Here is an 18,548-nt window from a genome sequence, read left to right on the forward strand (position 1 = left end):
GCAGTGCATCGATAGTGGTTTTAGCCGCGTCAAAATGCACAGTGACCTGACGGCTATCGAGGTTAAACATCATGCCTTTGACGCCCGTGGTCGGATTCAGAGACATTTTTATCGTCAACGGACAGACTGCACAGCTCATGCCGGGTATGGTAATTACAGCGGTACGAGATTTGGCCGATGCCGGTTGAGCAACAGCGAAACTCATCATGAACAAAGCAAGGTATCGATTCATGATATTGACTTAATAAAACCAGGAAAGCAGATAAGGAAAAATCAGCGCCAACAGAAAAATCATCGATACCACCCAAAACCGAGTGACTCCCCGTTGACGTTATGGCGATGGTGAGTAGGATTCGCCGGGCTGGCAAGCGGGCACCGAACTCAAGATGTGTTGGGACTGCTCACTAATTCATTCGTTGGTTAAACTCTGGCAGCTCACTGGGCTGGAAATATTCGTCAAGCCTCCTGCTTTGCGAGGGTGTTCTGACCGATTGCCACTTGTCAAACGCCATCCCGAGGCCAATTATTCCGAATTCCAAAGGCCTAACCCACAATGGATGCTCATACGGGGCGAATACGAAATCTTGCAGGTTTAGGCCAGTCACATAAGACAAAAGTAGCGCAGCCGATGCAATCCAAACCCCTAAGCCTGAGTAAATACAGGCAAACGGCATTAGCCATAGCAAATACCAGGGATTAATAACCGGGGATATGATCAATAAGCCGCCAAATAACCAGTCTCCGCGAGGTAAACTTCGGCATCCACGCCGCCAATACCTGACAAAATAAACTGAGGTTATGCCGATAAAAGCCATGCCTAACAGCATTTTTGTCCAATGAACTGGTAACCCAAGTCTTATCAAGCCGTACAGCGCGGAATTGAATTCAAATTCCTGAGCAAAAACACGGAGTCCTGTCATGTCTGTGGCGCCTTGAACCCAAAAGGGTAGATAAAGCAGCAGATACCCGCCTATAAACGCACCTATGCCCAAGCACCCGATATTGATGGCAATAAAAGGTACGAATAGCCATGCAGAAGCCTTGGATGCTACAGCGGCGACCAGCAGTAGCCCAGCAATGATTGGTCTGCCTCGTGAGCTGAATAACCAACTACCGATAAGCAATGCCGGAATCAGGCCATCGGGATGAGCGGTAAAGGCAATTTCTTTAATTACCAGTGGATTCCAGGCATATAACAGCGTTTGCTTTGCGCCAGCGAAGCGAAATAGCCCCAGGATTAACAACAAGTCGGCGGCAATCAATAACAATTTTAAGGCCCACAATTGCCCAGGCGCTATCCAGTTGGCAATCAGAAAAAAATATTGGAAAGTGGGCGCATAGATAGTTGGAATATCCGGATGGTTAATCTGGCTCAGGATTGTCCGAAAAGCCTTAGGAACGCTGGGGTCGTTAAAAAATGATTCGGGAGGACGGCCAAAAGGTGTTCCGTCGCTGGCAAAGCGATAGCCATCCCACAAGTAACGGAAATAATCATCCTCAAATATGGGATCGCCCAACAAACCGGATAGGCGTAACAGCAGGGCCCAGAAAAATACTGTTCTTGCCATATGCGAACCAGATCGCTGAATCGTTCGGTATGAGAGAACATAAAAGGCAAACATTAGCCCCATAATTCCCGCAAATGTAGACAAATTCAAAAATTGCGGTGCACGCGATAACCACGCAAGAAAACCACAGCACCCTAAGAGACAAAAGCCGAAGCTATTTGGATGGATCAGGCGCGTCAATCGCATTGGACTTTCGGTGTTTAAAAGGCGGTAAATGGTTTTTTCCCTCAATCCGAAGGAAAGTATCCGTAATGGGTCATACATAATCCTTGAGGCGATGCGCCCAAGGCAGCATTGAATTTCGCAGACATGTTTTGGTGGGCGATGAGAGCGGTTAAGGCCACGATATCGTCATCATCGAAAGTGTGCCGCAGTTGTTCAATTAGGCTTGCATCAGCCACATTTCCAATGGTTGTGACAGTCTCCGCATAGGCTAAAGCTACTTTCTCGGCATCGCTATACAATGACGAGTCGGAAAACCAGGCGAGGGCTTCTAACTTTTCACGACTGAGACCGCAATCCAAGGCGTGGGCAGCGTTTAAATCGATGCAAAACCGGCAGCCATTGAGTTGAGAAACGCGCGTTCGGACTAAAGCGCGTAGCGTTTTGCTTAGTGACGGATTCCTATGATCCAATGCAAGGTTCATCAATAAAAATCCTAAAAATGCCATGGGCTGACGCGCCCACAAACGTACTGGCTCCGATAATCCGCTCCGGCGTCTGCTCATTAGGGCTAGTAACGGACGCATGTACCATGCATAGGAATAGCCGTTCGTGTCGATAATGCTCATGAATGCCCCGGTTGAGCTAACGCTTCTCGGATTTGTACCGGTGAGGCAGGTATCCGGTCAAGCATGATTCTGCCGTCGGACTGTAAACGGCCAAAACTCAATGTGCCGGTTGGACAACCACTCACACAGGCGGAACAGCGCACGCATTGCGGATCTGCCATCGGTAGGCCTTTATTGGCAAAATTCATTACATCGATGCCTTGGTGACATACCGAAGAACAGACATTGCAAGAAATGCATTTTTCTTTTTCGGCGAAGATCCTGAATTGGCTGAATCTGCCATAAATGTTCATCAAGGCCGCTAACGGACAAAAAAAGCGGCACCAGGTTCTGCCGCTAAAATGAAAATAAAGGCCAAGGCCAACTAGCCCAGACAAAAAATAATCCACCACAGCTGAATAATTCAGTGGAATACCAAGCAATGTATAGTCGAAAGTTAGTTGGGTGAACAATGCGCCGACAGCTTCACCTGTTGGTTGAGAGTGCAATAGCCAGGAAGCCACTCTAAGCCCCAGTAATACTAGCACTCCGCCTAAAATGACTTGCCCGGCCATATTTACTTTATTCCAAACCGGACCGTGAGGCATTTTAGCGCGCTGGGCGTCACCCAAGGTTTCCGCTAACGCTCCGCAGGAACAAATCCAGCCACAATAAACCCCTTTACCGTATCGGTGCACCAGCCAGGGAATTAACACAAAGGTTTGCAGAAAGGCAATCACCAGCCATAGCAGGTTGGGTTGCGGCGTAAATACATTCCAAATAAATAGCGGCCAGGCCAGAATAAAACCCACACTGCGCCAATATTCGCGGTCTCCACTGTCCCCGACAGGAAACAACTGGTCGGCTAACCATTCCCCAACGCCTGTTTCAAACAGCCCCAATTCACCGAATAATGGCAAAATAAAGTAAGGCAATATAAACAAGGGGATGGTTTGCACCAGAATCAAAGATGTAGTTTGCCAACGGACATAGGGTGTCGGTGTGCGGAGCATTCTTCGAATGCCAAAAACGATAATCACTAACGTGTAGAGCAGTTCGTAATAGAAACCTGGTGAGTTAACTTCATGTTGGAGGATTTTGACCAGCGGATTTTCGGTAGGCCCGATAGCCCCGTCAATGTTATTGGGGAACCAGTTTTTCTCCAGAAATAAATCGGCGACTGCGCTATTTTCAGTTTTCCAGCGGTAGATGAATACCACTGCTAATAGCGTGAAAGCAAAGCCTATTGTCTTCCGCAACGACCAATGGCCCCGGATACTGATGCCGGTACGATGAAAAAAATCCACCGGTGCTTCCCGGCCAATTAAGACAAAGACGGCATGATTTGGCAGTTCGATTTGGGTTTTTGCGGCGTCCTGTAAATAGACCTTGTCGGCTTCGATGCGGGTCACGCGGGTTTGGTACAGTATCCGGCTGCCCAGTAATGCTTGAGCGTGATCGATATTTTCCTGCTTGGGGCGAGTAAAGTTTGAGCCGCGATAACTCAATGTCACCTCTGCGCCGGCTTCACTTAGGCTGATAGCTGCTTCCAATGCAGAATCGCCACCGCCCACCACCATGACCTTTTTACCCGTATAGTCTTTGGGATCAAATAATCGATTGTGGACCTTGTCGAGATCTTCTCCGGAAACATCTAGCTTGTAGTGGTCACCGCTCCTGCCGGTGCAAATTAGGACTCTCCTTACGCGTATAGCGGTATGGGGCTCGGTGAACTGTACTTCCAACAGCTTGCCTTTACGAACAATACGGTCTACACGGCGAATTTCGAAAGGGACAGCGGCTTGTAGTGCCTGATTTTGCAATTCTGCCAGCAAGTCTTCTTTAACCGAAGCGGACAGCTTGACATCGCCTTGCGGCTGCATTTCTCGGGGATAGGTGAAAATCGGTTTGCCATTTGTAAAATTAGCAATGGTGGCAAATGGCTCGCTGGCTTCATAAACCACAAAGTTGAGTCCGGCTTTTTGAGCTTCCAAGGCGGCGGCAAGTCCGGCAACCCCGCCGCCAACTATGGCCAAATCTAAATTATCCGACGCTTGAGTTTTATCAATAAACGCGTTTTCCGCAATAAACGCCCGTACCGCTCTTGCCCCGGAGTCTGCGGCGAATTTTAGTAGCGGCACACCTAAAAGATCGCCGGCAATCCGAATACCCGGGATGGATGTCGCGCCATCCACACCTACCTCGGGTAGTGCTTCCGGTACTTCCGCCGGCCAGCGCAAATGCAGCCAGTTCGCATAGACAGTAAACGGGTTATTCAATTTATTGATGATATCCATGGTGATCCTTACTCGTTCAAAGATTGAATTAAATTGGCAATGTGGTTTTTTCCGCCTGTCTGCCTTGCCACCACAAACGTACTATCATGCCGAACATCCCAAATGCTGCGCCGACTACACCCCGCACGGTGCCGCTAACTTTCGAGCACCCGACTCTAACTAAACAATCGACTGGAATCTCGCGTACGGTTAAGCCTCGCTGCAGCGCCTTGACCTGCATTTCGACGGTCCAACCATAAGCACGATCTTGCATCGCCAGCTTTTGTAAGGCCGAGTAGCGAATTGCACGGAATGGTCCAATATCCGTTACCTGGACTTGCCAAAGTAAGGAAATAATCCTGGCAATCAATCCATTACCTATCAGTTGCGGTAAGCTCATCGAGCCGGGTTGGATGTAACCCAAGCAGCGCGAACCTATGGCTAGGTCGGCACCATCTGCCAAGGGCTCAAGCAAGAGGATTATCTGGGATGCTTGCACTGAACAATCGCCATCGACAAACAGCACCACATCGGTTTCAACCATGCTGTTAATAGCAGCTAAGCAAGCTGCGCCATAACCACGCTTTGGCTCGAAGACAACATTTGCGCCTGCAGCGTTAGCCTGTGTTGCCGTCAGGTCGATGGAGCCATTATCAGCGACAATGACTTGATCAATTATGGGCCGGCCATCATTGCTTTGCTGAGCAATCAAAGCACTAACAACTTGGCCAATTGCCTCTTGTTCATTCAATGCCGGGATAATAGCTGTGACATGTAGTTGGTTGTACATGGATCTGGCTTCCTAGAAAAAACTGTAGCCAAAATTGACCCCTACGATGTCCTGATTGCTTGTATTTCTTCCAGTGAGCGTGGTTCCATAATTGACCGATACAAACGCTTTCGGTGTTACTCGATAACTTAAATCAAGCCCAAATATCTGCGAGTCCTCGTTAAGCGCTGGAAAGCGGGCGAAGGTAAAGCCGGGGCCCCCTATATCGATGCCACCGAGAGACTCGGCAACTTGGTACGAAACACCAACACCCAGTTTGGAGGTAATTGCATACCCGCTCCGCAGGTTTGCAAAGAATTCATCCGGTACCGGTGAATTGCGTGTGCGATAACCTATTTCGGCTGAAAGCGAGAGACCATTTTCGAAATAACGGCCAATCAGTGTTGAAAACTCCCCCCCCGAAGCACCATCACCAATTGCATTGATGGCACCGGTCTTGTATGAGCCTTCTACAATCCCGGCGGCACGCAATGTAACTGTTGCCCAATCGCCGACCAGCTCATCCAATGCCCGCCACCGTATCCCTAAGTTGGTGTCGGTCAGGCCATCCAAACTATCTGCGAAAGGGCTGGGGCCATCAGCCCCTGTTTTAAGAAAATCGCTGGCTGCGTAACCTAGCCGTGCGTCAATGGCAATATTGTCGGTAAGCCCGTATTCCAGATATAAACTTGCCGTATGCTGATCAAGGTCTGTCGGCAGTTCGGCCTTCGTATTGCCAAAATAAAAGTCATCGGCGGTTTGGAACACATAAGAAAGAACAGTGTTTAGGGAACCTGGTTCAGGTAGCCAGGGGTTGCTTGCAGCATGAACAGAGCTGGACAACGTAAGAATAACGAGCTTAAGCGGGCGATGAATATTCATAGTTAACATTCCTTATTCCATTGGATTAGTCGAGTTCGTAACGACGTTTTAGATATACGGTCACCGCCTCGCGCTCGACTTCAGACAGCTTTTCAGCGAGTTCCGGATTATTAGCTAGGGATTGAATGATTTCTGTCGCTTTGGTGGCATCGATTTCCTGACCGGCCAAAGGGCAGCTTGAGCAGGCTAATTTTTTATAAACTGCTGACTTACCCAGGTTGTAAGCCTGGTTCGCATCACCGCCACCACCGCCGGTGCTATACGAGCCAGATGCAAATGCAAGATCATTGCTGACAACCAAAGTTATTAAGATAAAAATCGTGCGAAAAAAGAAGGATTGCATTTAATATCTCCCTATGTAGAACAATTACAGTGGATGAACGGTTAAATGGAGCGCGTACTTGCCGAATTGATACCAACCCTCGAAATGGACTTAGCGTGATTCGGAAATGCGGATATCAATACCTGCCAGACTCCGGAAGTTAGTCGCCGCAAATTTCTATTCCTTACAACAAAAATTAAATAATTTTTTCGATGCGACTTAAATCTGCGAAAGAGCAGATTTATTCAGATAAATGAATGGGTTGAAGTGGCAGAGTGATAGAGTTATCGAACCCTGCCATAGAGTAGTTGGCCTCGATTTATGATTTTTTTTCTGACTCGTCTTGGAGCCGTTCCAAGTAAGTATGAGCAGTTGTGCGGATGAAATGCGCTTGGCTTTGAAAGTTTCTGCAGCGAGAGCACATCATCACATGCACGCCAATCGCCAGGCGTTCTCCTAAACTGAGCTGCTTGTCCAAACCCTGTGACACCAGGGCGGTAATATCGCGACAACTACGCATGATTATTCTCCTTTTTTGCTTTCGATTGATTGAACCAACGGATTTCCAGGCATTCACGCAGTCTTAATCGGGCACGGTGCATGGTGACCCAATAATTGGCGTCGCTTAAATCGGTTTCCCTGCAGACTTCCTCTGCTTCCAGACCGACCAGTTCGCGCAGCATGAAGACCTTGGCCATTTTCGGCGGCAGGTTATTCTGGCAAATCTCGTAGATGGCCCAGAACTCCTGTTGCTTAAGGGCCGCTTCGGGATCGTTCCAGGAGGTTGGGCCGCCAATCCAATGCCCGTTGCTCGTGAAAAAATCGTCCTCTGATTCGTCCTCATCGTTATCGATTTGATCGAACTCATCGGTGACGACTTCACGCGTACTACGCCGCCAGTGGTCAGCGATCTTGTGTTTCAAAATACCGATGAGCCAGGTGCGTAAGCCGGCCTTGCCTTCAAAATTGGCGGACGCTTGCCACGCGGCCAGCAAGGTTTCTTGCACGGCGTCGTCAGCCAATTCAGTATCTTTTAGTTGCAGCAAGGCATAGCGAAATAGCACCGGCCGATGTTCGGCCAATAATGCTTCGCTCAATTGATGGGATGTGTTCATCGCGGGGTTCAGCAACATGCGCTATCAGCCTTAGCCGATTCGCTGCTTGGTCCTGGCGAGCAATCGAATAAACCGAAATGACGGGATTTATCGCCCAACACTTGGAAGTGATCGCCATAGCGGCTGCCTGCCAGCATGTCGGCGGTGTTGCCGCACACCCTTAGTGGCCGGCCGGTCTCGAAATGATGATGATCGTCCAGATCGAAGCTGTGCGGGTGTTGATCGATAGTGCCCAAATAGACGGCGACTTGACCGAAGTCCTCGCAACGATCCTCCAAAGGCATTTTGAAGGCGCGGACCGTGACCGAATCGAACTTGACCATGCCGATTTTGGCGAATACGTCGGGGTCGTCGATGCTGATGGGGTTTTGCTTGACCTTGCGGACATCTGGGCAGCCTAAGTCCTGCAAAATGCGCCGGAAGTCTTCCCAGTACAAGGCCCCGCCCAAACACTCGCCTAGCAATACCGGGTCTTGGCGCAATTCAATCGGGATGCGGCGGTCGGCGAATACGTCGGAAAAATACAGTTCGCCGCCCGGTTTCAACACTCGGAAGATTTCCGCCAGCACACGAGGTTTTTCCGGCGACAGGTTGATCACGCAATTGGAGACCACCACGTCGATGCTGTTATCGGCAATTGCTCCCTGCATTGCTCTACCTCTGTCCTTAGACCACCCTTTAGTGGTGGCATCCCTGCAGTCGTCGGCAATACCCACCGTGGCCAGATTTTCGATATGGCCATGCAGGAATTCAACATTAGAAAAACCAAAGCGTTCAGCATGCCATTCGCGATGGCGCACGGCGACTTCCAATTGCTCGGGTGTCATATCCACGCCGATTACCCGGCCTGTCGGTCCAACCAGTTTCGACAACAGGTAACAGTCGCGACCGGTGCCACAACCCAAATCCAGCACGGTCTTACCTTCCAGGGCCGGCGGTAACGGTGAGCCGCAGCCGTAGAAACGTTCCAGCACTTCCGGATGCAACCCGGTCAGTAGCGCTTTTAAATAGCTAGGCATGGCGTCGATGCTGCAACATGCGCTGGTTTTCAGGTCATCGCTGGATTGTAAAACCTGGCCATAATAATGGCGAACCGATTCACTGATTTCGATACTGGTAGTCATGAGAGCTCTCGTATTTTTTATTATTGAAGATAGGCGCTTAAGTAGTATGAGATTGCGGCGGAACAGATAGCCGCACACGGCAAGGTCAACAGCCAGGATAAGGCAATCGAAGTGATCACTTCTGAATTGGCCTTGCCGCTGACCAAACCAATGCCGAATAATGAACCTACCGAAACATGGGTAGTGGAGACTGGCATGCCAAGCTTGCTGGCAAAAATGACTAACAGTGCGGTGACCAGATTAGCCGATAAACCCTGTTCATGCGTGATGGTGGTAATTTTATGACTCATGGTTTCCGCCACCCGCCGGGCATTCAATACGCCACCCAGCAGCATGGCCGTGGCGACCGAGATAATAATCCAGTGCAAATCAAAACCGGGAGCCAGCAATAACAAGGCGGCAATTTTCGGCGTGTCGTTCAGGCCGCGCGCAAAGCAAACCGCGCCGGCACTGCAAAAATGCAGTCCATCGCGCAGGCGTTCAAGATTAAAGCCCAAAACCAGGCTAGATTGTCGCTCGGCGCAAGCCTCTTGACGATCAAGGCTTAAAGACGGAACGATTGCCGAATCGATTGCCAGGGTCATATTGACGTTACTGGCCAGCGCCAGACTTTCCGGCTTTTCAACGCACAAACACAGATCGTTCGTTAGTGGCCTATGTTTACGCCACATGCTCAGACCTCGATACATCAAGCCGGCGGATAATAACGCCACAAACGGACTCAATAGCAATGGCAGCACGAAGTTGCTCAGCAACGGTGCCAGACTGATATTGCCGGATGTCGCTAATAAAGTGCTACCGGCCATGGCGCCTAATAAAGCATGGGTCGTGGAAATCGGAAAGCCGTAACGCGTCGCCAGAATCACCGTCATTCCAGCACCACCCGCGACGGCAATCATGAACGGTAACGAATGAATCAATGCGTCCGGCGCCAAGCCTTTGCCGGAAAACTTGACCAGCAAAGCCTGAGCTAAAAACAGCGCGGTAAGCGAACCGGCCAACGTCGTTAACGTCGCCCAGGTCAGCGCCTGCCGAAAGTTCGCTGTGCCGCTGCCAAACAAACTCGCCACACCCTTGAAGTTATCATTGGCACCGTTGGCATAGGCCAGAAAACAAACGCCGAGGAATAGCAAAACTGTCAACATGTGTAAGGCTCCTTTAATGAGATCGACTCTATGGGCATTAAGTCGTCTGGGGAGCTTGAAACCTTACAAAAAATTTCGAGCTAATCAGAAAGAATTATCATGCAGTATCACTCAAAGCCACGTCCTAACCCAAAAAAGAACGGTAGGTAAGCATAGCTAAACCCGCTTTTGCGTATTGGCCAACAGCACGTTGACGGCGTAGGCGACGACAAAGATGCCGACCGGGACGGCTTGTGGCGGAATCGGAAACGGTAAGGTCAAACTGACCAGTAACAGATACAGCGCGCCCAGAATCAGGTAGAGGCTGTAGCGATGCGCCATGGGGCTGGGATAATCGAAATTGGTCTGGCTGATTTTGCGACGCACCAGTCCGTCGACGACAAACGGCAACAAGGCGGCCGCCAAGTAAGGAAACCAAATACACGCCGTAGTCAGGCGTTTGATCATTTGGAAAATCGTGTCCCACAGCACGTTGAGCCGGCTTTCGATAAAGGGAAACAAATCGTTGCGCCCCACATCCTCGAAGCCTTTGGACATCTGGCGCTCACGCTCGGTCGGGATGAAGTAGCGGAACACGCTGTCGCGGATGCCGGTGGTGAGGAACAAGCGATCAAACCAGCGTTGCGCGGTTTTACTGATCTGTGATTCTTTATCGGCACCAAAATAACCGATCATCATTTGATCTTCGGCGCGTTGTAGTTCACGCGTCCATCGGTCCGACACGAAACTGGCCACCAGGATCACTTCCAGTAGCCAGAGCATCAGGCTGAACAACAGATTGCGGGTCATGAGCTCGCACCTTGGCGGTCCCGTTGTCGCTCCAATTCCGACTGCAAAATCGGCAGGCGGCCTTTGACGATCCGGCCGCCGGATAACTTGGCGATGTAATGTAAGTCAGGCAGTTGACCCAACAACTGGGGCGCAAACAAATCACCTTCTTCTTCCATCAGGCGTTCGCCGATATTGCCGGAAAACACCGTGGGATTGGTCGCACTGGTGGCCACGCCTTGGGTACGCATGATGTATTTCAATCGCGTCTTCGGCAGGTTGTCGGTGATGTACTGCTGGGTTTCGCTGTCCATGATCCTCAGCGCGATCAGGTTGTTGACGTTGCCTAGCACTTGCCGGGCTTTGTCCTGGGAACCCGTGCGAGCCGCAAAATCGGCAAAGGTTTGCGTGGCGATGAACAGGCGAATCTTGGCGCCGCGGCCTTTGTTCAAGACCTGAATGAAGGGATCGTTGATGACTTCCGCCGCCTCATCGACGAATACATTTACCGGTCGGTCCGAGACGCCGTAGTTGTAGCGATCGCCGGCGACGGCCGCCAAGTCGGCCAACAGAATCGAGCCAATGGCGCTGCCCACCATGCCATCCGATAACGAGTCCAGGCCAATGTAAGCGACCTGGGCTTTTTCGATGATTTGGCCGGTATTGGTAATCGGCCGCAAGTCATCCACGTCGTGCGGGTTCGGTGACAGCAAAGGGCCCAAGGAACCGGAGGTCAGCATGTTCATGATTGGAATCAAGGATGCGACCATCTTGCTGAAGTGCGCTCGGTCATGTTCGAACAAAGACAACAGGCCTTCCAAATCCAAATTGGGCAATTGGTACTGCACGACCTCCCTGTAAAATCGCACCAATCCCGCCGCTTTGGAATCGATGTCCTTGGCATTTTTCAGGTAAGGCCTCGCCTCTTGCCGCCAATGTCCCAGGTTGTTGTCGAAATAGCGTTCCAAGGCCTGAATCACCAGTGTCGAAGGACCGCCTTCCAGGTAACGCCTCAATTTCACTAGCGTTGGTCGTTCCTCAATTACCATCAAGCCCTGAATCACGTTGTCCAGTGATTTTTGACCGAACGCCTTGAACGGATCGTTACTGCTTTCGCTGGGCGAAATGGCGCTGATGCGGCTGGCGATTTCCGAAGGCCGGTTGAAATTGTGCAAGGGGTCGAGTCGCACGCTGTCTTCCGGAAACGCCGGATGGAAATACACGAAACGATCTGGGCGCTTGGCCAAGGTGCAGGCGCGCTTGGCGCAGGCCATCAAGTCCTTATCGCCTTTGGGATCGATGATGATCACGGCCTCGCCGCGCAAGACGGCCTGAGTGACCAACACGTCAAAGGCCCGCGTTTTACCAGCACCGGTGGTACCAACTAGCAGCGTATGGCCTGCGGTATGCTGCAAGGGCTGACGAATGTCGTTTTCGGATACTTCCAGGCCATGAATCCAGGCCGAGCCCATGCGTCGATGATCGCTCGGTATTAATGTCGAGACATCCCGTTTCAAAATCTCGTAGGCCAATTGCGCATGCTTTTGCACCCAATCGAATCCCCAGCCGAACCACAAGGCTTCAGGGTTACGATTCACCAGGGTGACAAGCTTCTCGGCATCCAGGTATTGGAAACGAAACTGCCGTAACCGGCGTTTGCGGTCCCAGAGACTCAACGCCGGCGACAGCCGCCAACACGCCATCACTCCACACGCCGTCATCAACCAGTCGAAAGGTTCGCGCGGCAAGCCCGACCAGCGACTGGTCCAATATGCCAATCCGGCACCGCCCAACCAACCAGAGATGGCATACACCTCGAAGATCGGCCGCCAGGGAAACTGGTAGTCGTAATCGGATTTCATGAGCGTAACCGAACCTGGATGCCTTCCGTGGCGCTGACCGAGCGGCAATCCGGATGGTTGGCGATATCGAGCATCAGGCGAGTGCGTTTGATTGTCGGATGTTGCGTCAGAAATTGTTCCAGCTCGGTATTGGACACTGTGTGCCAGTTACCGTCTGGCGATGATTCATCTGGCATAATGTTTTGTTGCCGCACATGCGTGATCAGCAAATCGATCGTTCCGGCTTTTGCCGGTGGGGTTGTTTCGGGATCACTTGCCTTATCAGGCTCGGAATTGACCGAACTGTCTGATGCCTTGCCGCTGATTGATTTTTGCTTGCCGGTCGCTTTTGATTTGGGCTGGACAGGCTTAGTCTCCAGAGGCGTTGCGTCTTGAGACTGAGAAGCCTTAAGTTGATCTCCGGTCTTGTCAGTATTGCTACTTGGAGATTGCGGAGATGACGCTGTAAGCGTGGCTTTGGCTTGGAATTTCAACAATGCCTTCAAAGCCAAACTCGGTTCCAATGCCAGCAGGATGCCGCGAATCGATTGGATGGTTTGTACCTTGCGCATCGGCGATAGGATGTCGGTTACCAACCAACCGCTGTCTTCCAGGGTTTTGATGAACTGGGGCGGATCGACGGTGAGTTTTTCAGCAGTCGCTGGAAACTGGAGCAAGTATTGGCCTTGGACTTCCAACAAATCGCTGCCTAACTGCCATTGGCCTTGATTGAGCATAGAGGCGATGTCTATTAACCATTGACCGGCATCGCCGTGCCTTTTTAACCAGCACTTGGCGCTGTCGGCCGGATTAGCGATGCTTTTCGTATCAGTAGAGGAAGAATCACTCTTTGCCGCTGAATCTGTTTTATCTGTGTTGGTCGGTTTGGCTGGCGTTTCGTTTTTCGGTTGTTTTGTCTGACACAACGAAGGGGCGCCATCGGTTGATGTGGATTCAGACAGACCTTGATCGGGATCTGGTGGAAAGGTATTCATATCCTTCGCGCCTTGCGAATTTGAAATGCCAGGTGCCGATTGAGTTAACAGCTGGTCGGGTAGGGCACTTGGGTCATGTGCCGGTTCTGGTGGGTTTGCTTCTGGCACAACTGACGCCGGATTATCTGCGCGTTGGGGTTGCTTCATAACCGCGACGTTCTTGGCTTTTGCCGGTTTGCTGATTTTCGGTGCCGGATTGGTAACGGGTTCTGGGTTTACCGCAGTTGCATCCTGTTCGCTAATTTCGCGCGCTTCAACCACGAGCGGCGGCTCACCGCTGAAAATGAGTTCCGCGGATTTCAGGCGTAACAGATACAGCGAATTGTCTAAGCCTTCAGGCTGCATCTGCCAATAACGGTATTGCCGATCATCCGGCCAAGACTTTGGGATTGCCAAGCCGCGTTCGATCAGGATGTCTGCCAAGGTGTCTTCGTCGCGCGGAATGCCGGGTACTTTGTCCTTGGCCAACAGGGAGACGATGTCTTGCGCACCAGCACGCCACACGATATGCAGGCCATCCTCAAAACGCCATAGTCGAGCGCCTTTTTCGTTGACGGTCCATTGTCCGGACTTGACCAAGCGGCGCATGGCGTCGAACAGGTACTTTTCCACCGGCATGCCCAAGGCCGAGTCGATGTTTTGGTAGTGCGCTTTTAAATCCCGTTCCACACTTTTGCAGTCGGCGGTTATCACCAGTGCGTAAACTTTGGAGCCGCGGTCCAAACCGTTAATGGTTTCCAGCATGGCCTGCATGATGTCGGGGCCGGACTCCAGAATGAATGTGCGGGCTTCTCGGGTGAGGACGCGTTCGATTACCAAGGCTGAAAACTGTTCATGGCGTTTATGGCGGTTATCCCTCCAACGTAGAAAGTATCGGTCGATCTCATTTCGTACAGCCCAGTCGGTGATGTTTTCATCGCAAGGGTTCCAGGTATGTTGCCCTTGCGCATCGACTACGGCGATATCGGCGACCGGTTTGCCGATGTCATGCAATAGCCCGGCAAAACAGACCGCCAGACGCCAGCGTAATTCTTGTGCTTTTCGTTCCTTGGGTGATGCTGACGTGGCAAACAAACTGCCTTGAGAAGCCAAAGTGGCCCAATGTGCGACTTCCAATCCGTGCCGAAATAAGCCACCGGCGCCGCGATGGTGATGAGATTCCGAAGCCGGCAATAAGTGGCTGAAGGCAGCATAGCGGCGTATGACCGGCGCAGCTATGGTTTGATAAAGACTATCCGGCATGGCCAGCGCCTGTTCAATGGCCGCAATCAACTCCGTTTGACTGGACAGGATGCGTTCCACAGGCGCAGCCGGTAGACCCTTCATGAAGGGCGGGTAACGCGGCACGTCCTCATCAATCGTTGTTGCAACCGGACCGACAGGCGCGGACTCGACGCCAAACAGACGTTGGCGGATGCGGGCAATGAAAGTCGAAGGCGTATTTTCCATAACGCCGCATCTTGCCGGGAATTTTTCAATCGTTGCTTGCAGCTGACGACGAATTCGACGTCAGCTGCAAGCAGGCTTCGCAAAAGAGTGTTTAGTGTAACGAGCTCCCTTTAATTACCCCTGGAGCTCCCATGAAATCCAAATCGCTCGCAATCCATTGTCTTTTGTCCGCAGTGTGCGGCACAGCCTGTACTTCGCTGAATCGTCCTGATGCCGCCGTGAGCGAGACCATCATCGAATCGATTGTGCCGATTCAACCCGAACAACCCTGGCGCCTGGATAATGCTTGGCAGACAGGAGGATTGGGCGGTTCGGTATTGCGGTCTGCATCGATTGAACACGTTGTTAGGCAAGTCGATCAGCCGCTTGGCGTTTACGTGGCAAGCGACGACTCATCGGATCGCGTTCTCGATGTCAGCGCGTCGCACATTCCCGATCGCCAGGATGACGATGCACAGGTCATCGAACGCTCCTGGCGTAAATATTGCCATCACCAACTCGATATGACACCGGAGGAGCAGGCGTTAGTCAAAACCATGCCAATTCCGCACAACGTGCTGAGCCATGGCTGCAATCCTGGCAGCTTGAAGAAGTGAGGTGGTCGTCATGGACAGAAATACCACCAACCATTCGCTCGATAATCTCACCGAACGTTTTCAGTCTCTGACGGAACGGAAAAAGGCCAAATTGCGGGTCGTCGAACCCCTGACTTCACTACCCAATTGGCCGTCGGCGATACGCGGTACGCCCAATGCTTGTTTACGGAGCGCATTGTTCGCCGGAATCCAGGGTAAGGAACGCATTGCCTACAAAAAACGAACACTGTTGGCTGCGGTCGACGGGATCGAGGTTCGTTACCTCGGCATACAACTCAATCAATCGGACCTCGATGTCTGGATGCAGATCGTGCATTTGTCCCGGCAACAATTACCGGGATTTAGCGTGACCTTCAGCGCCCATGCCCTGTTGACGGCATTGGGGCGCGGTAGCGGCAAAAGCCAACATGAATGGTTGAAAGAATCGATGGCCCGGTTGGGCGGCGCTTTTGTTGAAATCACCTTTCACGGACGGGATGCCTTCGGTGAAAAAGGCTTCTTGCGCTATTACCGTGATGAACGGACCCAGCGCTACGTGGTGGAATTGACCGAATCCATGTTGCGCCTGTTCGAGGAGGGCTACACCTATATCGAATTCGAACAGCGGCAGAAATTGCGCAAACAACCCTTGGCATTATGGTTACACGGTTTCCTGACGTCCCATGCCGCGCCGTTCCCTATGAAAATTACCACCATTCACCGACTCAGCGGCAGTGGCTCGAAAACCCTGCGCGATTTCAAATATCGGCTGGGTAAAGCCTTGGAGGCCTTGGTGAGTATTGGCGCTTTGGCTAGCTTTGAATTCGCTGATGATATCGTGAAGATCAAACGCCAGCCGACGCCCTGTCAACAGCGCTTTCTGGACGACCAGCAGCACTAAAAAAGCACGGCATTAGACCGACGCTATTTTGGGTCGGTCGAAGCCTCTCGATACGGCATTAGGCCGACGCGGATACGGCATTAGACCGACGGAGGCACGGCATTCGGCCGACAAGGTAACGGCATTAGGCCGACGGGCACGGCATTCGACCGACAAAAAGCACGGCATTAGGCCGACGTTTGACACGGCATTAGACCGACGCTTCGGGCAAATCGTGAAATCGCTGCAGGCTATGTTATTCGTGGGCTGTGGCGATTCTTTTGCTTTGAAAATTTAGGGTGCTAATCTATATATAATCTTTATTTAATCTATATATAGGGACTGGTGATGGCAAGGAATCGCTCATAGTCGTCGTAGGTCGACCCCGAGTTGACATTCGACGCTTTGAGCGCAATGTCGGCAAACATTCAAATTCTGTTGAAAAAGTCGGTATTTTGAGAAGAGCAAGAAAGGCGTTTTAATCAATTGCCGAAGCGTTTTAGACGTGTGCGAATGAGTATTTTGATTTTTGCGGTTTGAATACGGCTTATATTGCCGTTATGCAGGTATCAATTGGGCTTCTTTTTCATTTATTGCCCATATCTTCGCCATTCGCCTGAGATTTTGGGCGGTTGCTGCCAATAGAAACTCATCTCGGGCACCGTTAAACCCTCTTAACCTCAGTTTATCCAATCGCAAGATCCTCTTGAGATGAGCAAACAGCATTTCCACCTTTTTGCGCTCTTTGCTGGATTGCTTATACGCATCGGTTTTGCCAATAGCCCTTGCGACGTCTCGAGCCGATTCGTGAGGGCTGCGGTCGATATTGCGCTGAGTCATATTGGGACAGCATTGCTCCTTGAGTCGACAGGTTTGGCAATCCAATTGGCTGGCACGATAGCGATAGGGATTTTTCTGTTTGCTGCGCCAAGCAGTTTTCAGGAGTTTTCCGGCAGGACAGATATAACGATTGTTCTCGGCATCAAAGGTGAATTCGGCGCGATTGAAGGTGCCGTCTTTACGTTCGCTTTTGTCCCAGACGGGCACATGCGGCGCAATCTGTTTCTCATCGACCAACCAGCCTAATATAGTGGCTGTACCATAGTTGGTATCGCCTACCAACCGCTCTGGTTTGAGGCCGAATGTGTCTTCGACGCGTTCGATCATGGTTTGAGTCGCTTCGGTTTCGGCGGTTTTATTGACTGCCGAAGCGTCCACATCGACGATGATACCGGCTTGAAGATCCACCAGATAGTTGACTGAATAAGCGAAAAAGGGAAAACCACCCGCCGCCGCTGTCCAGCTAGCCGCTGGATCGGTCAAGGAAATCTCTTTGGTGGGCTGGGGATCATTGGTTTCTTCCAGAGCCGCCAGGTACTCGCGGATGGGCCGTGTGGCTTGGTCGGGATCACCCCAGTCAATATCGCTGTCGCTGGCCACCCGGCGTTGCTGCTTCACATCGGCTTTAATGATACTGGCGTCCGTCGCGAAGCCTTCGCCACCCACTAACCCCTCGGTCATGCAGCGTCGGAGTACGTGTTCAAACACTTTTCGGAAGGCTTGGCTTTCACGAAAACGGCCATGGCGATTCTTGGAGAACGTGGAATGATCGGGGATGGCATCCTCTAAATCCAACTTACAGAACCAACGATAAGCCAAATTCAGATGGACTTCTTCACACAGACGGCGCTCGGAGCGAATTCCGAAGCAGTAGCCGAGAATCAACATGCGAATCATCAGTTCGGGATCAATCGATGGGCGTCCAATAGGGCTGTAATACTCCGCCAATTGCTGACGAAAATCGCCCAAATCGAGAAAACGGTTAATTCCTCTGAGCAAATGATCTTTCGGCACATGGTTTTCGAGACTGAAGCAGAAAAACAACTGCTCTTGTATTCCGGATTGCTGACCCATCATAGCGTCACCCCGCGATCAAATTGATTTCGCGCCTATTTTACTACTCTGGGCGATAACTATCAGAGGACTTTTTCAACAGAATTATTCAAATAGCTGCCATTCAACGCCAAGCTAAGGGGCGGTGTGACTACCATGCCAGTCACACCACTAAT

At 51.3% G+C, this 18,548-nt stretch carries 16 protein-coding genes and 1 pseudogene; 2 read left to right on the forward strand and 15 right to left on the reverse strand.

The window, feature by feature from the left end; translation table 11 throughout:
• Positions 1-4 precede the first annotated feature (4 nt).
• The 14 genes and pseudogenes from BJL95_RS25890 to mobH all read right to left on the reverse strand — a co-directional run.
• A pseudogene (locus BJL95_RS25890) lies at positions 5-232 on the reverse strand (cation transporter); the annotation flags it as partial.
• Between the two features lie 172 nt (positions 233-404).
• The gene (locus BJL95_RS06430) at positions 405-1,754 is read right to left on the reverse strand and encodes a hypothetical protein (RefSeq protein WP_139306153.1); all 1,350 of its coding nucleotides are present in this window, start codon (positions 1,752-1,754) and stop codon (positions 405-407) included.
• Positions 1,755-1,795: 41 nt separating this feature from the next.
• A complete protein-coding gene (locus tag BJL95_RS06435) occupies positions 1,796-2,359 on the reverse strand; it encodes a carboxymuconolactone decarboxylase family protein (protein ID WP_071156416.1) in 564 nt (187 codons plus the stop codon).
• A complete protein-coding gene (locus BJL95_RS06440; RefSeq protein WP_083385718.1) occupies positions 2,356-4,635 on the reverse strand; it encodes an FAD-dependent oxidoreductase in 2,280 nt (759 codons plus the stop codon). Before BJL95_RS06440 ends, BJL95_RS06435 begins: the two co-directional genes overlap by 4 nt.
• A 28-nt stretch (positions 4,636-4,663) precedes the next feature.
• The gene (locus BJL95_RS06445) at positions 4,664-5,404 is read right to left on the reverse strand and encodes a glycosyltransferase family 2 protein (RefSeq protein ID WP_071156418.1); all 741 of its coding nucleotides are present in this window, start codon (positions 5,402-5,404) and stop codon (positions 4,664-4,666) included.
• Positions 5,405-5,416: 12 nt separating this feature from the next.
• Positions 5,417-6,265: a transporter gene (locus BJL95_RS06450; RefSeq protein WP_139306154.1), complete on the reverse strand. Its 849-nt coding sequence runs from the start codon at positions 6,263-6,265 to the stop codon at positions 5,417-5,419.
• 25 nt (positions 6,266-6,290) lie between these two features.
• A complete protein-coding gene (locus BJL95_RS06455; RefSeq protein WP_071156422.1) occupies positions 6,291-6,608 on the reverse strand; it encodes a hypothetical protein in 318 nt (105 codons plus the stop codon).
• Positions 6,609-6,906: 298 nt separating this feature from the next.
• Positions 6,907-7,107: a zf-HC2 domain-containing protein gene (locus BJL95_RS25895; protein ID WP_083385720.1), complete on the reverse strand. Its 201-nt coding sequence runs from the start codon at positions 7,105-7,107 to the stop codon at positions 6,907-6,909.
• Positions 7,100-7,702 carry a sigma-70 family RNA polymerase sigma factor gene (locus tag BJL95_RS06460; RefSeq protein WP_071157018.1) on the reverse strand — a complete coding sequence of 201 codons (603 nt, stop codon included), beginning with the start codon at positions 7,700-7,702 and terminating at the stop codon, positions 7,100-7,102. The genes BJL95_RS25895 and BJL95_RS06460 overlap by 8 nt, the downstream gene beginning before the upstream one ends.
• A gap of 8 nt (positions 7,703-7,710) precedes the next feature.
• On the reverse strand, positions 7,711-8,826 hold the full coding sequence (locus tag BJL95_RS06465; RefSeq protein WP_071156424.1) for a methyltransferase domain-containing protein: 1,116 nt from the start codon (positions 8,824-8,826) through the stop codon (positions 7,711-7,713).
• Between the two features lie 20 nt (positions 8,827-8,846).
• The gene (locus tag BJL95_RS06470) at positions 8,847-9,971 is read right to left on the reverse strand and encodes an inorganic phosphate transporter (RefSeq protein WP_071156426.1); all 1,125 of its coding nucleotides are present in this window, start codon (positions 9,969-9,971) and stop codon (positions 8,847-8,849) included.
• Positions 9,972-10,127: 156 nt separating this feature from the next.
• Entirely contained in the window at positions 10,128-10,760 is a 633-nt protein-coding gene (locus BJL95_RS06475) for a DUF4400 domain-containing protein (RefSeq protein WP_071156428.1), read from the reverse strand.
• Positions 10,757-12,601, reverse strand: coding sequence for a conjugative transfer system coupling protein TraD (traD, locus tag BJL95_RS06480; RefSeq protein WP_071156430.1), 1,845 nt, complete (start codon positions 12,599-12,601; stop codon positions 10,757-10,759). The genes BJL95_RS06475 and traD overlap by 4 nt, the downstream gene beginning before the upstream one ends.
• The gene (mobH, locus tag BJL95_RS06485; protein ID WP_071156432.1) at positions 12,598-15,024 is read right to left on the reverse strand and encodes a MobH family relaxase; all 2,427 of its coding nucleotides are present in this window, start codon (positions 15,022-15,024) and stop codon (positions 12,598-12,600) included. The genes traD and mobH overlap by 4 nt, the downstream gene beginning before the upstream one ends.
• 131 nt (positions 15,025-15,155) lie before the next feature.
• Here mobH and BJL95_RS06490 point away from each other — a divergent pair, with 131 nt between their 5' ends.
• Both BJL95_RS06490 and trfA read left to right on the forward strand, forming a co-directional pair.
• Complete coding sequence (locus BJL95_RS06490) at positions 15,156-15,620, forward strand: hypothetical protein (protein ID WP_071156434.1); 465 nt, start codon at positions 15,156-15,158, stop codon at positions 15,618-15,620.
• A 10-nt stretch (positions 15,621-15,630) separates the two neighbouring features.
• On the forward strand, positions 15,631-16,500 hold the full coding sequence (gene trfA / locus BJL95_RS06495; RefSeq protein ID WP_071157020.1) for a plasmid replication initiator TrfA: 870 nt from the start codon (positions 15,631-15,633) through the stop codon (positions 16,498-16,500).
• Positions 16,501-17,037: 537 nt separating this feature from the next.
• On the opposite strand, the gene BJL95_RS06500 is transcribed toward trfA, so the two are convergent.
• A complete protein-coding gene (locus BJL95_RS06500) occupies positions 17,038-18,396 on the reverse strand; it encodes an IS5/IS1182 family transposase (RefSeq protein WP_071156435.1) in 1,359 nt (452 codons plus the stop codon).
• Positions 18,397-18,548 lie beyond the last annotated feature (152 nt).

It is taken from the genome of Methylomonas sp. LWB, assembly GCF_001856095.1.
Classification (GTDB): Bacteria; Pseudomonadota; Gammaproteobacteria; order Methylococcales; family Methylomonadaceae; genus Methylomonas; species Methylomonas koyamae_A.